This window comes from Melghirimyces algeriensis (genome assembly GCF_900182565.1).
In the GTDB taxonomy this organism is placed as follows: domain Bacteria; phylum Bacillota; class Bacilli; order Thermoactinomycetales; family DSM-45169; genus Melghirimyces; species Melghirimyces algeriensis.
Genome location: NZ_FXTI01000011.1, coordinates 34,282 through 50,888, shown reverse-complemented (window position 1 = coordinate 50,888; position 16,607 = coordinate 34,282). Strand labels below are relative to the sequence as shown.

Below are 16,607 nucleotides of genomic sequence, written 5' to 3'. Positions count from 1 at the left end.
AGGTCTCTTTTCTATCACAATACAAAAGCCTTATGCTGACGCTACCTAAAAATGGCATCTTTTGCATGAATCATAAAATAAAACCAAATGAATAGGTCACCCGGATAAGTGAGGAGCCGTCACATACCGGACGATATATTTTTTGAAAAAAAGAAGTAAATGGAGTGGCAAAACGCGAAAATATCTTTATAGTGATATACAAAACCGAGACATCAAAGGGGGATACCCATATGAGACCGATCACTTCATTTGTTTTCACTTGGATGTTAATCCTGATTCCATCCACCGCCTGGGTGGATTTGGAAATGGCTGTCGGACTCCCTGTGGCTGCTACTGGCCAATCACTCCCCGACTCCATAGGATCTTACCTTTTTTTTATGACCATTGGCTTTCTTTTTTTCTTCATGGGTCTGGTTCTGTTCTGGCTACGCAAAGGCGACGGATAAAAAAACGACTTCCCGAAGGAAGCCGTTGGTTTCTTCTACTGGATCACTCGTCGGGCACCGGCATATCGTTTACTCCAGTACCGTTCATTTAAGTTGCTGATGGTGATATCGCTTCGAGGATTGGTCGCATGGATCATTTGCCCATTCCCCATATAAATCGATACATGACTGATTCCACCTCCACCGGTGCGGAAAAAAAGCAAATCTCCCATTTTCAGGGCACTGCGACGAACGGCTTGACCAACCGATGCTTGCGCAGAGCTGCTTCGGGGAAGATGATATCCGTTTTGCTTAAATACATATTGCGTAAATCCTGAGCAGTCAAAATGATTCGGTCCTTCCGCACCGTATTGGTAAGAAGCATCCAGAAGCGTTTTGGCTTCGCGAATCACCTGGTACGCTTTTCCACTTTGCCTTCCATTCGATGAAGAAAGGTTGGAAGATCCTTTCTTCTGCTTGGATTTCGTATAATCCTTACTCTCTTTGGAAGATGCGTCCAAGCGAATCCGGTCCCCGACTTGAATCCAATGGGGATTGTCAACCTGGGGATTCTGCTTTAACAGATTCTTCAGCTTCATTCCATGGTCCGCAGCGATTTCGCTCAAGGTATCCCCTTTTTTAACGATATGAAACCCGGCGGACCGTTTAAACTGAACATCAGAAGAGCTGGAATCCTGCCCGGAAGATGCCCCCATGTGCATCCGAATCCCTGAAGAAATCACATGATATTCCACTTTCTGTGGAGATCGTTGAACTTCAGATGTGCTTTGCGTAGCCTGATTCCCTTCTTTGTCCTTCTTCACCTTTTCATCTTCCGCTTCCGTCGAGACAGCCGCATCGACAGATTGACTCGGAAGGAGCAAGGAACCGGCCAAGGCTAAGGAAGTCATCACCTTCTTGCCGGGATGATCCATGATTCAAATCCCCCCATGCAATAAATTGTCCTTCTGATGAATGGATTGGACCTATCATAAAATCTATGATTCTCCATTGTATGGGCGGGAGATATGGATTATGTATCAAAATATGGATTTTTCTGAAGATGATATAACGGGTTTCGTTGTCAATCCGTGATGCGCATGAGATGGAGGTGATCAAAATGCAGATCCGACCCGTTCAACAAAAGGACCTCGCCGGTATTCAGCACGTCGCTTATCAAACCTAGTTCCAAACCTATGGTTCATTTTTACCACACAGAGCGATTGAAATGTTTCTAAACAGGGCTTATTCCACTGAAAACTTGCTCAAAGCTTATCAGGACGATTGTAACCGACCCCATCGGCAGTTTTATGTGGCTTGTAAAGAAGAGCAAATCATTGGTTATGCGGAGTTGGCTGAACACGCCCCTGCCCATTTTGAATTAACCCGTATCTATCTGTTACCATCATTTCAGGGACTGGGAATCGGCAAACAACTCCTGACCACACTTTTTAACGCCCAACCGCACATCCATCAGGTTTTTGCCTGGGTGGAAAAAGAAAACCATCGGGGCAGGCAGTTTTATCAGGCGATGAATTTTCTTCCAGTCGAACAAATGGAAGATGATTTCTTTGGTAAGGTAACCACCCTTGTGAAATACCAAAAAGATGTTTCCTGCTAGGGTTGCAGCAAACATCTCTTTAAAAGGCTCCCTCTTTCCTGATCTTTTCATCATCCTATATTCTTTTCAGGTCGGCTATTGATCATCCTTACTTCTCTTCTTCCGGGTTTGGAGCCAAGATAATTGGTTCCAAACACACCGGCAAGAATCACCACCGCACCGATCACATGATAAAAGTGAATCGTACCCCGGCAATCATGGTGATCAGCGTTGCCAGATTACTGAACACACTCTTTTTGGAAGCTTCAATTTTGGAGAGTACATAATTGGATAATAACAAAGTACAAAGAGAGGACAGGACACCCAAATAGAAAACAGCAAGGATAAACTTCCAGCTTAAAAAGGGTGTAAAAAAGTGGACAAGATCTTTTTCAACCATATGGTTTGTAATGGCCCATCCATTAAACGTTATAAATCCAAAGAAAGTCATCACATAGGTTAATGTAAATAACGTATACTTCTTGGTCAGTTTTTTGGCCAAAATGCTATAAAACGATACAGACAGAGCCGATAAAAGAATCAGCAAGGTTCCCTTGATACTGTAATTTTCCATGCTGAACCCATTCATTATAAAAATATAGATGACACCCGATACGGAACTAAGGATTGAAACCTTTTGTCCCATGCTGGAGTGTTCTTTTAGAAAGAGCGTTGCCAGGATTAATGTAAAGATGGGAACGGTGGCTTGGATAATGCCCGCTTCCGAAGAAGAGGTATAGACAAGACCAAACACTTGAAATGTAAAAAATAGCACCGGGTATAGGAGCGCCAGGGAAAATATGGGCAGAAGATCACTTACAGCAACCTTTACTCTTACTTTTCCAAATAAAACTGGAAGCGTGGCAAATACAAACGCAATCGTAAATCGGTGTGCCAATGTATCCGTCGGACTGGCTACCGTAAGGGCAATTTTTACAAGCATAAACGACAAACCGATAATGGAAGCATATAACAATGCCGCCAGATAGGCTTTTTTATGCAAGTTCATTGATCAAACCTCCCCTCAACCAATAACCGTATTGTATGGCTGAAGGGAATGGCTTACAATATCAATAAATACAATCTGTACCGGTACAGAATGGGAATGACATCGATGCATAAATATCAATCTCTGTTGAACGCTCTGGAACAGTTGATCCAAACCGAACAAATAAAGGAAGGGGAAAAGCTCCCTTCCATTCGCATATTGTCCAAGCAGTATCAATGCAGTAAAACGACTGTCATCAAGGCATTGCAGGAATTGGAGAAAAGACATCAAATATACTCTGTCCCCAAGAGCGGATACTACGTCGTAAAGAAAGATTTTGACTTTCCAAGCCCTCCAAGCGATCACATTGACTTTGCCACCTCCACACCCGCTTGGAACCAATTTCCCTACCTGGACTTTCAACATTGCATCAATCAAGCCATTCATTCCTACCAACAGGACTTGTTTGTATATGGCACCCCAAAGGGGTTACCATCCCTGATTGAAATGATGCAAAAGCACCTGGAAACGGATCAGGTCTTTACAAAAAAAGAAAACATCGTCATTACTTCCGGTGTTCAACAAGCCCTCTTTCTGCTCACCTTACTTCCATTTCCCAATCACCAATCCAAAATCGCAGTGGAACAGCCAAGCTACCATTTATTTATGGAACATTTCAATACCCATCAGATCCCAGCCGTTGGAATTCGACGAACATCGAAAGGCATTGATCTGGAGGAGTTGGAGAAGGTTTTCAGCAAGGGGGATATCAAGTTTTTCTATACCATGCCCCGATTCCACAATCCTTTGGGCACTTCGTATTCCAGAAAGGAAAAAGAAGCGATCGTCAAACTGGCAGAGCAGTATGATGTCTATATTGTGGAGGATGACTATCTAGCCGACTTTGAACAGGATTCAAAGATAGATCCCCTATTTTCTTACCTACCTAATGATCGAATCATTTATCTAAAAAGTTTCTCAAAAATTATATTTCCCGGATTGCGGGTGGGTGTAGCTGTTTTACCGCGAATATTGGTGGAGAGCTTCCAACAGTATAAGAAAATTGCCGATATCGACAGTTCGATGATTTCCCAAGCCGCCTTGGAGATCTATATGAAAAGCGGGATGTTTGAACGGCACAGGGACCGGGTACACCGTTCCTACCTGAGTCGTGCCAACACACTCTATCAAGAGCTTGAACGGCATGCTCCCACTGATTTGAAAGCTGACGCTTTCCATCGCCCTTCTTCTTTATGTATGAATGTCCATATGGTATTGCCTAGAACAATCATTGTAAACAAGTTGATCAAACGCTTGAAACAGCAAAACGTATGGGTGGACCCCATCCACCGTCACTATTTGCAAACATTTCCACAGGATAAGATTCTAAAGCTCCATGTATTCAATGTAAACGAGTCCCAAATCAAACAAGGCGTGCACCTGATTGTAAAGGAAATCAACCATCGCGGGAATTATGTTTAATACCTCCCTGCAAAAGAAATCATCCGCATGATGGCGTGATCATTCCATCATGCGGATTTGGGCAAACCTATACTTTTTTGATTAACAAGTAGATAAAGTAAGGGGCACCGATCAGTGCTGCCATGATACCTGCAGGAATCCCCTCAGGATCAACGAGATTGCGCCCGATGGTATCCGCAATCAAAAGCAACCATCCACCGGTAAGGATTGCAATGGGAAGAAACAGTTGAGCTCTTGGACCGATCAGAGCTTTTGCCAAATGAGGAGCCAATAATCCGATAAAAGCAATCCCGCCTGTAACGGAAACCGCAGCAGCAGCGGAGGCAACAGCGGTCAAAAGGAGAATGAATCGCTCCCGCTGAACAGAAAGGCCAACGCCAATGGCGACGGGTTCACTTAATCCCAACAGATTTAACCGGTTGGACTTGTATAAGGTAAAGAAAATCGTAATCACTAACCACGGCAGGATCGCTAGGACAAAAGACCAGTCATTTCCCCAAATGTTACCGGATAGCCATTTCACAATAAAATCCACTTTTCGCCGCTCAGCTGATGAAATCAGAACCACCATGACTCCGGATAGAGCCATCGTAAAACCGACTCCTGTAAGGATGAGCTGAACAGGTTGAAGTCCCACGCCTTTTTTATAAGAGAACAGATAGATCAAACACGCCGTAAGCAACGAACCAAAAAAGGCAATGACAGGCAATAGGTAAATAAACGACCCTGCATCAAGCGGGAAAAATAAAAAGAAAATGGCAATGGCAACCCCCGCACCTGAATTAATGCCAATCATCCCCGGTTCAGCCAAATCATTGCGGGTAACTGCTTGTAAAATGGCACCGGATACGGCCAGAGCCATTCCAGCCAAAAATGTAATCGCGATTCTTGGCAAGCGAATCGAGAACAAGACAAATTCCTCTTTAAAGGTTCCCTGTCCAAAAAGGATCGGGAGCAAACGATTGTACGATACAGAAGCATTCCCCATGCCCATACCAATGAGGACCGTCACCAGAATCAGCCCCACCAAAGCAAAGAGGATGACTTGTTGCCTTCTAATGATTTTTGGGTGAATCATGAGAACGCTCTCCCTCCTTTATGGACAATAAAAAGGAAGAAGGGCAATCCCAATACGGCGACGACTGCAACGACCGGTGTTTCATAAGGGGCATTGATGGTGCGACCGAGTGTATCAGCCAGCAGCATAAACGCCGCGCCAATAATCGCTGACATGGGTAAGACAAAACGATAGTCCGTCCCAACCATGCCACGAACAATATGAGGAATCATTAATCCGATAAAGGTCATATTTCCAACGAGTGCCACAGAAGCACCGGTAAGTAAAATAATAAGGATAAACAGAATGGATTTGATTTGTGTCGTTTTTTGCCCCAGTCCCACGGCAACCTCTTCATTCAGGCTGAGCAGAGTCAGTTGCTTAGAGAGAAAGAGAGAGATGAAGATCCCTATCAAAATAAACGGTGTAATCATTTGCAGTTGACTCCACGTCGTCCCGATCACTCCCCCTGCTGTCCACATGGAAACATCCTTGGAGACTTTAAAATATAAACCAATTCCTTCAGCAATCGCAAAAAAAAATGCATGTACGGCGGCTCCAGCTAGTACAATCCGAAAAGGAGATAATCCCCCTTTTTTCAACAGTCCAATGCTAAATACCAGCAAAGCACCGATCGCTGCTCCGATAAAACAGGCAATGGTGATGGTGAAATCATTTGCCGTCGGAAGCAGGGCGATCGTCAATGCCAAGGCGGCATTCGCACCAGCGGTTAACCCCAGTAGCCCCGGATCGGCCAGCGGGTTTCGCGTCAACCCTTGCATAATCGCACCGGCAACGGAAAGAGCTGCGCCAACCACCATGGCAGCAACTTCACGCGGCAAGCGAATTTCCCGAATGATGGTTGCTTGATCCGTGATCACATCTGATGAAAGTGCCAGCCAGAGATCATGCATGCTGGTATCCGCCGCTCCAAAGACCATGGAAACAATAAATGAACCGACAAATATCAGTCCAGCCAGTTGAAGCTTAACGATAAATGAACCCATTTTTGGCTGATTGCTCATATCCTCTCATCTTTCCTGTATTGAACATTCCTTTGAACCATGTTAGTCCCCCAAGAATGATTTTTGAAAGAAATCTAGTTGATATTCCAGGGTAAGTGGATCATTAAAGTAAAATTCATTAGTATTTACCTCATATACTCGCTTCTTTTTAACAGCTGGAATATTTTGATAGGTTTTAGACTTCATGAAGGAATGATCTTTACCGGGCTGTTTGCTTACAATGAGATAGTCCCCTGCAAACTCTGGGAGAACTTCCAAAGAAAGTGCATAGTATCCAGGTCCCAATGCTTTTTCTTTTACTTTTTCAGGCATCTTTAACTTCATTTCCTGATATAAAATCTCCGTTCCCCGTCCCCAGTTTTCACCATAAACATAAAGTTGTTTGTCAAAGCTTTCAATCACAGAAACCGTTGTATCCTTGCCAATCTTCGTTTTAATCTCTTCACCGACTTGATGGGCACGTTTTTTAAAATCTTTCACCCATTCTCTGGCTTCCTTTTCTTTATTCAAAAGTTTTCCAATTTCAATATGCTGTGTTAAGTAATCCACTTTTCCATAGGTAAAGGTGACTGTGGGAGCAATTTTCTTTAATTTGTCAATATTCTTAATGCTGGAAAGTCCAATAATCAAATCCGGATCCAGCTCAATAATTTTTTCAATGCTTTCATCGGAAACCTCTTCCACGTCCTTCAGTTCCTCTTTCCAACGCGGGTTCTTTTTTGCCCATGAGTCAACGCCAACGAGATTGACATCCAAAGCCATCACATTGCCGGCAAAAGAGGAGAGAACAACCACACGCTTCGGGTCAGCGGGAACTTCAACCGGACCATTTTCAGACTGGTAGGTAATCGTCTCTCCTTTCTTTTCTTTGTTCCCGGCCCCTTCCGGGTTGTTGCCACATGCACTAAGCATGAGCACAGACAAGAGAAGAACGGAAATCATGATTTTTTTCATTTGGATCACCCTTTAATAAGTTGTATGTAATGCATATCGGTTTGTTAGTTCGAGGATCTCGACTAATTTCCGCATCAATCTGAAACACATCTTTCAATACTTCATGACAAATCACTTCCTCACTGCTACCAGTTTTTACGATTTGCCCGTCTTTTAGCGCAATAATGTAGTCAGCAAATCGGGCCGCCTGATTCAGATCGTGAAGCACCATCACAATAGTACGACCTTGTTCTCTGTTAAGCTGTTGCAGAAGCTCCAGAACCTCCAGTTGATGGGCCATATCCAAATAGGTTGTCGGTTCATCAAGAAAAATCATCTCTGTTTCCTGAGCCAAAGCCATCGCGATCCAGACGCGCTGACGTTGCCCCCCTGAGAGCGCATCCAAGGGTTGATATTTAAATGCGGTGGTTCCAGTCACATCCAACGCCCAGTGAATAACATCCAGGTCGCTTTGCGTTAACCGCCCGAAACCTTTGTGATAGGGATAACGCCCATATGAAACCAACTCCCCAACCGTTAATCCCGCTGTACTCTCAGGCGTTTGCGGGAGAATGGCCATTTTTTTCGCAAGGATTTTTGTATCTTCCTTTGCAATCATTTTCCCATCGAGGACAATTCCCCCTGACTGATGGGGAATAATCCGGGTCATCGCTTTCAAGAGCGTCGATTTTCCACAACCATTGGAACCGATGATGGTTGTGATTTTCTGATCCGGAATTTCAATGGTTAAATCCTTTACAATGGAGCGTTCACCATAACCAACATGTAATGAATCTGTATAAAGGCGAACCATTTTATAGCCTCCGATTCCATATAGAAATCCATTTTTCTATTGATAATGATTATCATTTATGTTTACAATGACACTATAACCCCCGGTTTGATTTGTGTCAACTATGAATTTAATACAAATGGTGTATCGGCATAAGGATTACGGTTTACCGATGAGGAGTGAGGTAGAATGAAGGAAAATGAATGTTTTGATATAACGATTATTGGAGGAGGACCTGCAGGTCTTTATTCCGCTTTCTACAGTGGCGTGAGAGAAATGAAGACCAAGATCATCGAGTGTCAGCCTCAATTGGGAGGAAAGATTCATATCTATCCGGAGAAGATGATCTGGGATGTGGGCGGCTTAAAACCCATCACAGGTGCAGAGTTAATGGAACAATTGATTGAGCAAGGATTAACCTTTCATCCCGAAGTCGTATTGAATGAAAAAATCGTGTCCATTTCACGGAAAAATGACGGGTTATTTGTATTACACGCTGCTTCAGGACGAAAGCACTATTCAAAAACGGTGATCGTCGCGATCGGAAGTGGCATATTGAAGCCGCAAAAGCTTCATATCACAGGTGCTGAGCGGTTTGAAGTAACCAACCTGCACTACACAGTTAAATCGTTAGCGCATTTTAAAGAGAAAACGGTCATCATTTCCGGTGGAGGAAATGCGGCTATTGACTGGGCGAATGAACTGGAGCCAATTGCGAAAAAGGTTTATGTCACCCATCGCAAAGGGAGTTTATCCGGACACGAATCCCAGATTACACAGCTGATAAACAGCTCCGCGGAGTGCTTTTTTCATACATCCATCACAAAGCTGCTCGCTTCCAAATCCCAGGATACCATTGAACGTGTGCAATTAACCAATCATCAAACGGGAGACATCTCTTATCTATCCGTTGATGAAGTACTCATCAACCACGGCTTTCATCGGGATGCATCACTGCTTGAAAACAGCGATCTGAACATTGAATTGGTGGACCAATGCTGTATTGCTGGAAATGCAATGAGTGAATCCTCCATCGAGGGGCTTTACGCTGCGGGGGATATCCTAAAGCATGAAGGAAAGCTCAACTTAATTGCCGGAGCCTTCCAGGATGCAGCCAATGCGGTCAACAAAGCCAAGCAATATATTCAGCCGGATGCAAGTGCTGTTGGAATCGTCTCCTCACATAATGAAAGGTTTAAACAACGAAATAAAAAATTGATGAGAGAACACTTCGAAAAAAAGAGTTATGAGACTGCTGACAAAGGTAAAAAGAGGGGGATTTCCGGTGAAGCATCCTTTTCCGACGACCCAGCGAAATCCCCGAAGGTCCCAACCGTTTAGCGGATACTTTGTCCGCTGGTTGGAACCAAAGGGGGTGCCTTCCACTTCCCCGCTGGAGGAAAGAGATGCGGAAACGGAAATCACCCTTTCACTACTTTGTATTGAATCTCAGTTATGTTTGCTTCTCTTAACGTTTTTTTATTTTTGAATCATACAATAAGACTAAAAAACTTTATCCCTATACAAAAAACACGCCATTAATTACAATTTATGTAATCAAATGCGCGTGTTTTTTATTTTATTTCACTGGACTGAAGGAATTTAAATGAAAAAAAGGTATTTTATGAAGGGATTTCCTGGTTTCATCGCCACCCATATCATCAAAAAGTTAATCAATCAAGAGCCAACATCAACATTTAGCACCCAACAAGGGAGCGAGCACTGCTGACAGCCCCTACATGGACATACCCAACACTTGAATTTTCCCGCGCTGCTCAATGAAAACAGATCACCTGCAATAATGGCAGGGAACGGCATCATAATGCCAGCACCCATCCCTTGAACGGCACGGAAGATGACAAGCTGAACCATCGTTTGGGACATCCCGCATAATAAAGAACCAACGAAAAATAAAACAATGCCAAAAGCAAAAACCCGTTTTCTCCCAAATAAGTCTGATAACCGACCGGCCACTGGAGTTAATACAGTTGCCAGAATCATGTATGTAGCAAACGGCCACGCAAAAAGATCAAATCCACCCAAACTCTTGGTAATAATGGGCATCGTCGTATTCATAATGGTTGTATCCATCGAAGCTACCAACAGCGACAATATAACGCTGATCAATACGGTTATTCTGCTTTTCAAGCGAACTCACACCCTTAGATCTCTTTATCACTTTTCGTGTCATCACCTGCATTTATTTTTAAATATAGAAAAAAAGCTGTTATTCAAATCATCTCATAATAACAGCTGGATAAAAACAGATTTCATCAAATATACACTTTATTTGGTGATCAGAAGAATGAAAGCTTACTGAATGCATGGATTCCAAAAGCATTTGCCGCATTTCTTTTCTCCCTCTTTGGCCCGTTTGTGGCCTGGTGCATTCCCTTTTCTCCTCCCTTGACAATGATACGAAATATATTGTACATAAATACTAGTTGACATTTCTGGACAAAATATCATCGAGCCATTTTGGGTGGTAGAATCATCTTGCAAAAGAGAAGAGGCTAATCATGCAAAGAGAAGAAAAATTGACAACCCCGAAACAGACTCTGCCAAAAATTTTAGCAAAGACTGTGAAGACCGGAATTATTAAATCCAATCTATTTCCGATGTTTGCTGGATTAACATTGGCTCTATATACCTATCAGATGAGTCTGTTGGAAAAGCTTCCAGAAACGATCTTTGCTCTGGTGGGTTCGATCTTGGTCATGGGTGCCGCTGGAGCGTTTAATAACCTATATGACCGCGATATTGATGCCATTATGGAGAGAACCAAAAACAGACCCACTGTAACCGGGGAAATACAGCCCAACGCCGTATTGTGGCTTGGGATTTTTATGTCTGTCTTTGGAATCGGAACGCTTGCATTAGCCACTCCCCTAGCAGCATTCCTAGGATTTCTAGGGTTGTTTTTTTATATTGTTCCCTACACGATATGGAGTAAAAGGAGAACCATTTATAATACGGAGATCGGGAGCATTTCTGGAGCCATGCCCCCTCTGATCGGATGGGCTGCGATTTATCCAGACATCACACACCCTGCGATTCTCGGTCTTTTTGTGATTGCAGTGATTTGGCAGATGCCTCATTTCTATGCCATAGCGATTCGAAATCACCATGAATATAAAGCGGCAAACGTTCCAATGCTTCCTGTAGTCAAAGGGGTGAAAAGAACCTATAGACAGACCAATGTTTATTTGGTGATTTTAATTGCCATCAGTTTTCTTCTTGGATCTTTAAGTCTTGGTCTGATGTTAGTGGCGCTTCTTTTGAGTATATCATGGCTGATTTTAAGTGTTTGGGGCTATAGAAACATGGATTCAGAGAAATGGGCCAAATCCTTGTTTATTTTTTCCCTGATTCATATGACGGTTTTATTTTCGACAGTTATTATTTATTCTCTGGTGGGCATTCTATTTAAATTGTAATGTATTAACTACCCACAGGGGAGTGTTCTCCTTTCATTGAAGCTGGTTTCAATATGCCCAATCCTTTGTTGGGCTTTTTTTGAACCTATTATATTACTGCACCACTCTTTGATGATCGGAATGTACAGAATGTTCCTTCATCATTGTTGTTAACACGGCTCCAAATGCAAGCAAGAAAGCACCCATCCAAAATCCAGACGTATAATCCCCTGTCACGGACCGGAGATAACCACCCAAAAATACACCCAAAGCTGCAAAGGCCTGATGAATGAACCAGCTGAAACCAAGGATGCTTCCCATCGCGTTTTTTCCGAATCGATCACCAATCATTCCTGTGACAAGCGGAATAATCGGCATCGAAGAGCTCCCATATACGACGGCAAAGACATACAGTTGCCAAATGCCGGGTGACACGGCAAGCCACATAAAAGCACTAAACCGGATGATATAAAGAATCACCAGTAAATTCTTTTTCCCCATCACACGGGTCAGCTGACCTGTAATCCACATGGAGACCGCACTTGCCAAGGCGGCGATCCCCAGTAACTGACCCCCCAGCGACTTTCCGCCCCCCAGATCAACAGAAAAATTGGGAAGATGCATCGTGACAAAATATAGCGTAAAGCCGCATGTAGCAAATCCTAAAGTGGCAATCCAGAACTCTCGACTCTGCAATGCTTCTGTCAATGAAGCACTCTTGGTAGCTGTAAATACAGATGTAGTGTCCCCATCCGGCATCTGGCCAACATCATTCGGATTATTCTTTACGACGAATAATACGATGGGAACAACAATGATGAGCATGATCAAGCCCAGTACAACAAATGCAGTTCGAAACCCTGAATTGGCAATCAAAAATCCGGTTAGCGGCAGTAGTACCAATTGACCGATGTTCATTCCCATGGAGCTTCTCGTAAGCATTTTCGCCCGTTTTTTCACATACCACCGGGAAACCAATACAGAATTGGCCATGGAACCACAGCCTGCAAATCCAATAGCTGTCAGAATCCCATAGTACAGAAAGAATTGCCATACCTCTGTGATCGTTGCCGAAAGCAGGAAGGCAAATCCCATTAAAGATGCACTGCCTGCAATCACGGACTTCGGACCAAACCGATCAATCAACCTTCCCATAATCGGCTGAAAAATACCCCATGTAATCATATTTACCGATACCGCCAAGCTTAAAATCGGTAAACCCCAACCATATGTGTCATTTAAAGGAGAAAAAAATTGACCCGCTGTTAAGTTTAAACCAAAAGCACCCATCAGCGTTAAAAACGTCACCCATACAATTTTTGAACCTAAAAAGGGTTGTTGCATCAAATCCCTCCTGATTAACCATTAAAAGATGTATTTAATGGTTAATAATATACTCCATTTAGTTTAACCTGTCAACTGTGTTATAATGGGTTAAAAATAAAAGGCAGATGATGTTGATGACGGTAGAAAACCATTTTCCACTGATTTCGGGGGAGATCTCAATCGATTTAGTCAATACGGAGCTGGTAAGGCATGGAAGGCGACATGATTTACTCACGACCCCGGAACAAGTGATCGCATGGTTTCGAACGTTAATTAAACAAAATATCCTATACAAGGAGCAATTTGATACAGAGGTGGAAGAATGGGCAGAAGATGCATTGCCCCGTTTACGGGAAGTGCGTTTCTTTCTTCGAGACGGCTACGAAAGGATGGCGGATGGAAAGGAACTTTCCCCTCACTGGGCGCATCATCTGGAAGCGTTCATCAAACGTGCCCCATTTGCTTATCAGTTAAAAGATCAGACATTAATCCCTGTTCCAATGGGGCAACCCGCAGATGCCCTCCTTTCGCTAATCGCATGGGATGCCCTTCGCCTTTTCGCTTCTGACAAATTAAACCATATCCACCGATGTGCCAATCCAGAGTGTGTACTGTTATTTACGGACACACGTGGCAGGCGCAAATGGTGTTCGATGAAAATATGTGGAAACCGAAAAAAAGTGACTCGTTACCAGCAGCGGCATAAAAAAGAGAAATAAGTGTATCCGGTAAAGATACACTTATTTCTCTACATATTTTCTTATCTTCTGACATAGGACAAAATATTTGTCAATGAAATCATATTGACCGTAAGGGTGGTCGGAAGGTTGGCCATTACAGAAAAGGGATAAGAATGCACATATTCTTCATCTATTCCATCTACTTGGATTGGTCGCTTTGCATAAACGACCACGGGAATCGTTAAGCCTCGATCTTTTAATGATTGAATATATTTTCGTATTTTTACCTCTTGTTCTTTTCCGCCCTTTTCATACCGATATATGATGATATCAACCTGCCCGTCTTCTATCCTTTTTTCGTACTCTTCAAAGTCTAAGTCATCATTGCAAAGGATCTGAACTTCCTTGACGATTTCTTCCATCCGCTTTATCTCCAATCGCTTCATGTCCTCTATTTGTTCTGGAGGAGATACCACCAATACCCGACTTTGACGAAGGGAGTATTGATGATCCATCAATCTTTTTAACTCACGGTATTTCCCTTCAACATTTTCCATTTCAGTACTTACTAAATTCCTTAGCTTGTTATCCGCACTCTCTGCTATTTCCTTTGCGGATTTTTGGATCATTCTCTCAGCATTCTCTTCAACTTCCTTTTTGGTCTGACCAAAAATCCAAAAAAGCACAATACTTGCTCCTGTAACTAAACCCCCTAAAGCGATAAAGAAAATATTTACTAACTGAATAAAATTCTGTCTCTCACTATTTGCAAAATCTCGGTAGTTGGCGTATTCCTGCTGAAGGAACTTCATGGTATGCTCCGAATTCTTCATTTTTGTTGCATCATTACGCTGTAAATCGTTTATTTCTTTATCCAATGCTGAAATCCTATTTTCCAATCGATATGTATTTTCGCTCATCGTGTCCGTTATATGCCATATAACGAAAAAATGAACGGCTAATAAAAGGATGCATCCAAACCCTACAAAATATAATATCTTCCTCAATTTCATGAAACCACTCCTTTAAATGTTCTCATTATATTAATTATAAATTATTTTTATAGTTCCTGTTTTCTCTACCAGTCCTAGAAAGAGATATACTTTCGATCTTCCTCCATTCGATATCACGGCAAAAACCCTTACACCATCTATGAAATGGACGGTGTAAGGGCTCCGCTGATTACTGTTGTTAATAACTTTCTTTTAAAGATCAATTACTCCGGAACATATATCTTTCGTAACGGGAGAAAGGCTCTCGTATCATTCGGCATCTTTTCATACCAATCAACAACCAATTTCACAAGCCTTTCCAAATCAACTCATTCAACAGTATTTTGCTTCGCAACGTCTTTTCATTGGACGTAAACCCTCCGGTGGAAACAAAGAGACAGTTGGCATCCATCGGGTTTGCTCCAAGCAATTGTTGGATTTCAGGGGCTGATGCTGTGCTTTTTGCGATGTTTAACCTGTACTTTAATTTGAATCCTTATCATTCAACACTTCTTCATGATGGTTCGTTTGGCTTTTTTAATGATTCGAGCGGTTGCCTTTGTATCGGATTCTTTTTCCCACTGATCACATAGGCGAATTACCCAATCGGGTTGCGTTTTGCTCGCATCATTCAGCCAGTTGCCAACGGAGTCCTGAACATACTTCGATGGATCGGATTTGAGTAAGTTCAGAATGGGAAGGGCTAACCGGGGTTCCTGTTTTAGCCTTTCAATATGCTTTGTCCAGACACCGCGGGGGCGTAGCGACTCAACTGCAAATCGGCGAATATTTTCATCATCACTTTTGGCCCAGTCCATCAATAACTCTACACTCTTTTCGATATCCTGGGAAAGGTCTTCACGAACGGACATCCAGGCGATTTCCCGAACACAAAAATGATGGTCTGCTGCAAAAGGGCGGATGTACGACAGTTTGTCCTGTAATGAATCATTCCGATTTTTATTCATAAATGCCGCCCAACACCGCACACTGTCGGAAAGGTGATGGGAGCATTTACCCGTTAACTTTGTCTTTCTCTCATCCCTTTCACCCATCATCACCTGATCCAATAAAGCTCCAACCATCCGGATCGCTTTCGTTCCTGTTTTGACATTCCGTTTTTCCATTTCAGATATGATCCATGCTGATGCACCTTCGAAACCGATAGATGGCAAAACACTTTTCAGTAACGAAATATGGTTTACAGCCAGCCATTCAGTGAGATTGACACTCTCTATTTTCCCTTGATTGAGTAACCTCATCACTTCCGCTGGGATTTCGCTTGTTTTTCTGGCTCCTTTTCTGTTTAAAATCTCTTCTCTGATCACCATTTCATCCTCCTTGCAGTCAGGCCTTTATTGTTTCTGGTTTCCGTTTCCTATAAAGCAAATAAACAGCGATTCCATTCACGATGATTAAGCCAAAAAGGGTATTCCCAATAGGAGCCCAGCCATTTTCACCCGTAAAAATGAGTCCAAATACAACTTTTCCGATCAGCATCGCATTTAAAATAACCAGTCCCATTTTTAATGAATGTTTCCAAAAAGCCAGACAGGCGAGTACAACAAAAATCACTCCAACAAAGATCGTCAGGGTTGCAGAAAGGGGATCCTGTAACAGCATTTTTTCATATTCCAACACGGCTTGCATTCTGGGATCGATTGTCTGGGGTGGTGGAAACCAAACCATGCTGCTGGTCATCAAAAAAAAGGTGGTAACCATCCCTTTCCAACTGCGTTTATAAGCAAAGATACAAATGATCATTAAAAAGATGGGTCGAATATACCAACTTAGCGGATTCAAATGGCGAGCAAATGCCCAGTCCAGAAAATCATGAAGGTTCATCATCAACCACCTCCTAACCTTCTGGCATGAAAAAAACGTACCAGA

15 protein-coding genes and 4 pseudogenes are annotated in these 16,607 nt (G+C 42.8%); 7 read left to right on the top strand and 12 right to left on the bottom strand.

Annotated elements, in window-relative coordinates; translation table 11 throughout:
• Positions 1-230: 230 nt before the first annotated feature.
• On the top strand, positions 231-446 hold the full coding sequence (locus FN782_RS14095) for a hypothetical protein (RefSeq protein WP_142506442.1): 216 nt from the start codon (positions 231-233) through the stop codon (positions 444-446).
• Positions 447-481: 35 nt separating this feature from the next.
• Here FN782_RS14095 and FN782_RS17080 read toward each other — a convergent pair whose 3' ends face one another.
• Positions 482-1,360, bottom strand: coding sequence for a LysM peptidoglycan-binding domain-containing C40 family peptidase (locus FN782_RS17080; RefSeq protein ID WP_142506441.1), 879 nt, complete (start codon positions 1,358-1,360; stop codon positions 482-484).
• A 293-nt stretch (positions 1,361-1,653) separates the two neighbouring features.
• Between FN782_RS17080 and FN782_RS14085 the strand changes: the two genes are divergently transcribed.
• Positions 1,654-2,046: a GNAT family N-acetyltransferase gene (locus tag FN782_RS14085; RefSeq protein WP_142506440.1), complete on the top strand. Its 393-nt coding sequence runs from the start codon at positions 1,654-1,656 to the stop codon at positions 2,044-2,046.
• 50 nt (positions 2,047-2,096) lie between these two features.
• Here FN782_RS14085 and FN782_RS14080 read toward each other — a convergent pair.
• A pseudogene (locus tag FN782_RS14080) lies at positions 2,097-3,034 on the bottom strand (DMT family transporter).
• A 105-nt stretch (positions 3,035-3,139) separates the two neighbouring features.
• On the opposite strand from FN782_RS14080, the gene FN782_RS14075 reads away from it, so the two are divergent.
• Positions 3,140-4,495 carry an aminotransferase-like domain-containing protein gene (locus tag FN782_RS14075; RefSeq protein ID WP_142506439.1) on the top strand — a complete coding sequence of 452 codons (1,356 nt, stop codon included), beginning with the start codon at positions 3,140-3,142 and terminating at the stop codon, positions 4,493-4,495.
• 67 nt (positions 4,496-4,562) lie between these two features.
• On the opposite strand, the gene FN782_RS14070 is transcribed toward FN782_RS14075, so the two are convergent.
• The 4 genes from FN782_RS14070 to FN782_RS14055 are packed head-to-tail and all read right to left on the bottom strand — an operon-like array spanning position 4,563 to position 8,324.
• On the bottom strand, positions 4,563-5,573 hold the full coding sequence (locus FN782_RS14070; RefSeq protein WP_142506438.1) for a FecCD family ABC transporter permease: 1,011 nt from the start codon (positions 5,571-5,573) through the stop codon (positions 4,563-4,565).
• Positions 5,570-6,559, bottom strand: coding sequence for a FecCD family ABC transporter permease (locus tag FN782_RS14065; RefSeq protein WP_246064969.1), 990 nt, complete (start codon positions 6,557-6,559; stop codon positions 5,570-5,572). Before FN782_RS14065 ends, FN782_RS14070 begins: the two co-directional genes overlap by 4 nt.
• A gap of 60 nt (positions 6,560-6,619) precedes the next feature.
• Positions 6,620-7,531 carry an iron-hydroxamate ABC transporter substrate-binding protein gene (locus FN782_RS14060; RefSeq protein WP_142506436.1) on the bottom strand — a complete coding sequence of 304 codons (912 nt, stop codon included), beginning with the start codon at positions 7,529-7,531 and terminating at the stop codon, positions 6,620-6,622.
• A complete protein-coding gene (locus FN782_RS14055; RefSeq protein ID WP_142506435.1) occupies positions 7,482-8,324 on the bottom strand; it encodes an ABC transporter ATP-binding protein in 843 nt (280 codons plus the stop codon). Before FN782_RS14055 ends, FN782_RS14060 begins: the two co-directional genes overlap by 50 nt.
• Before the next feature lie 168 nt (positions 8,325-8,492).
• Between FN782_RS14055 and FN782_RS14050 the strand changes: the two are divergent.
• Together FN782_RS14050 and FN782_RS14045 are read left to right on the top strand one after the other, a co-directional pair.
• Positions 8,493-9,530 (top strand): annotated as a pseudogene (locus FN782_RS14050) (NAD(P)/FAD-dependent oxidoreductase); the annotation flags it as partial.
• 58 nt (positions 9,531-9,588) lie between these two features.
• Positions 9,589-9,792: a hypothetical protein gene (locus FN782_RS14045; RefSeq protein ID WP_142506433.1), complete on the top strand. Its 204-nt coding sequence runs from the start codon at positions 9,589-9,591 to the stop codon at positions 9,790-9,792.
• Positions 9,793-10,041: 249 nt separating this feature from the next.
• Here the strand turns inward: FN782_RS14045 and FN782_RS14040 are convergent.
• Positions 10,042-10,451: pseudogene (locus FN782_RS14040) on the bottom strand (MFS transporter); the annotation flags it as partial.
• A 371-nt stretch (positions 10,452-10,822) separates the two neighbouring features.
• On the opposite strand from FN782_RS14040, the gene cyoE reads away from it, so the two are divergent.
• Positions 10,823-11,740 carry a heme o synthase gene (gene cyoE / locus FN782_RS14035; protein WP_142506432.1) on the top strand — a complete coding sequence of 306 codons (918 nt, stop codon included), beginning with the start codon at positions 10,823-10,825 and terminating at the stop codon, positions 11,738-11,740.
• 93 nt (positions 11,741-11,833) lie between these two features.
• Here cyoE and FN782_RS14030 read toward each other — a convergent pair whose 3' ends face one another.
• Complete coding sequence (locus FN782_RS14030; protein ID WP_142506431.1) at positions 11,834-13,063, bottom strand: MFS transporter; 1,230 nt, start codon at positions 13,061-13,063, stop codon at positions 11,834-11,836.
• 116 nt (positions 13,064-13,179) lie between these two features.
• Here FN782_RS14030 and FN782_RS14025 point away from each other — a divergent pair, with 116 nt between their 5' ends.
• Positions 13,180-13,764 (top strand): CGNR zinc finger domain-containing protein, encoded by a 585-nt coding sequence (locus FN782_RS14025; protein WP_142506430.1) that lies wholly within the window; start codon positions 13,180-13,182, stop codon positions 13,762-13,764.
• 41 nt (positions 13,765-13,805) lie between these two features.
• Here FN782_RS14025 and FN782_RS14020 read toward each other — a convergent pair whose 3' ends face one another.
• The 4 genes and pseudogenes from FN782_RS14020 to FN782_RS14005 all read right to left on the bottom strand — a co-directional run bounded on the left by FN782_RS14020 (position 13,806) and on the right by FN782_RS14005 (position 16,562).
• Entirely contained in the window at positions 13,806-14,738 is a 933-nt protein-coding gene (locus FN782_RS14020) for a hypothetical protein (protein ID WP_185956328.1), read from the bottom strand.
• Positions 14,739-14,941: 203 nt separating this feature from the next.
• Positions 14,942-15,205, bottom strand: a pseudogene (locus FN782_RS17185) (restriction endonuclease); the annotation flags it as partial.
• 15 nt (positions 15,206-15,220) lie between these two features.
• Complete coding sequence (locus FN782_RS14010) at positions 15,221-16,048, bottom strand: DNA alkylation repair protein (RefSeq protein WP_142506428.1); 828 nt, start codon at positions 16,046-16,048, stop codon at positions 15,221-15,223.
• 16 nt (positions 16,049-16,064) lie between these two features.
• The gene (locus tag FN782_RS14005; RefSeq protein ID WP_142506427.1) at positions 16,065-16,562 is read right to left on the bottom strand and encodes a hypothetical protein; all 498 of its coding nucleotides are present in this window, start codon (positions 16,560-16,562) and stop codon (positions 16,065-16,067) included.
• Positions 16,563-16,607 lie beyond the last annotated feature (45 nt).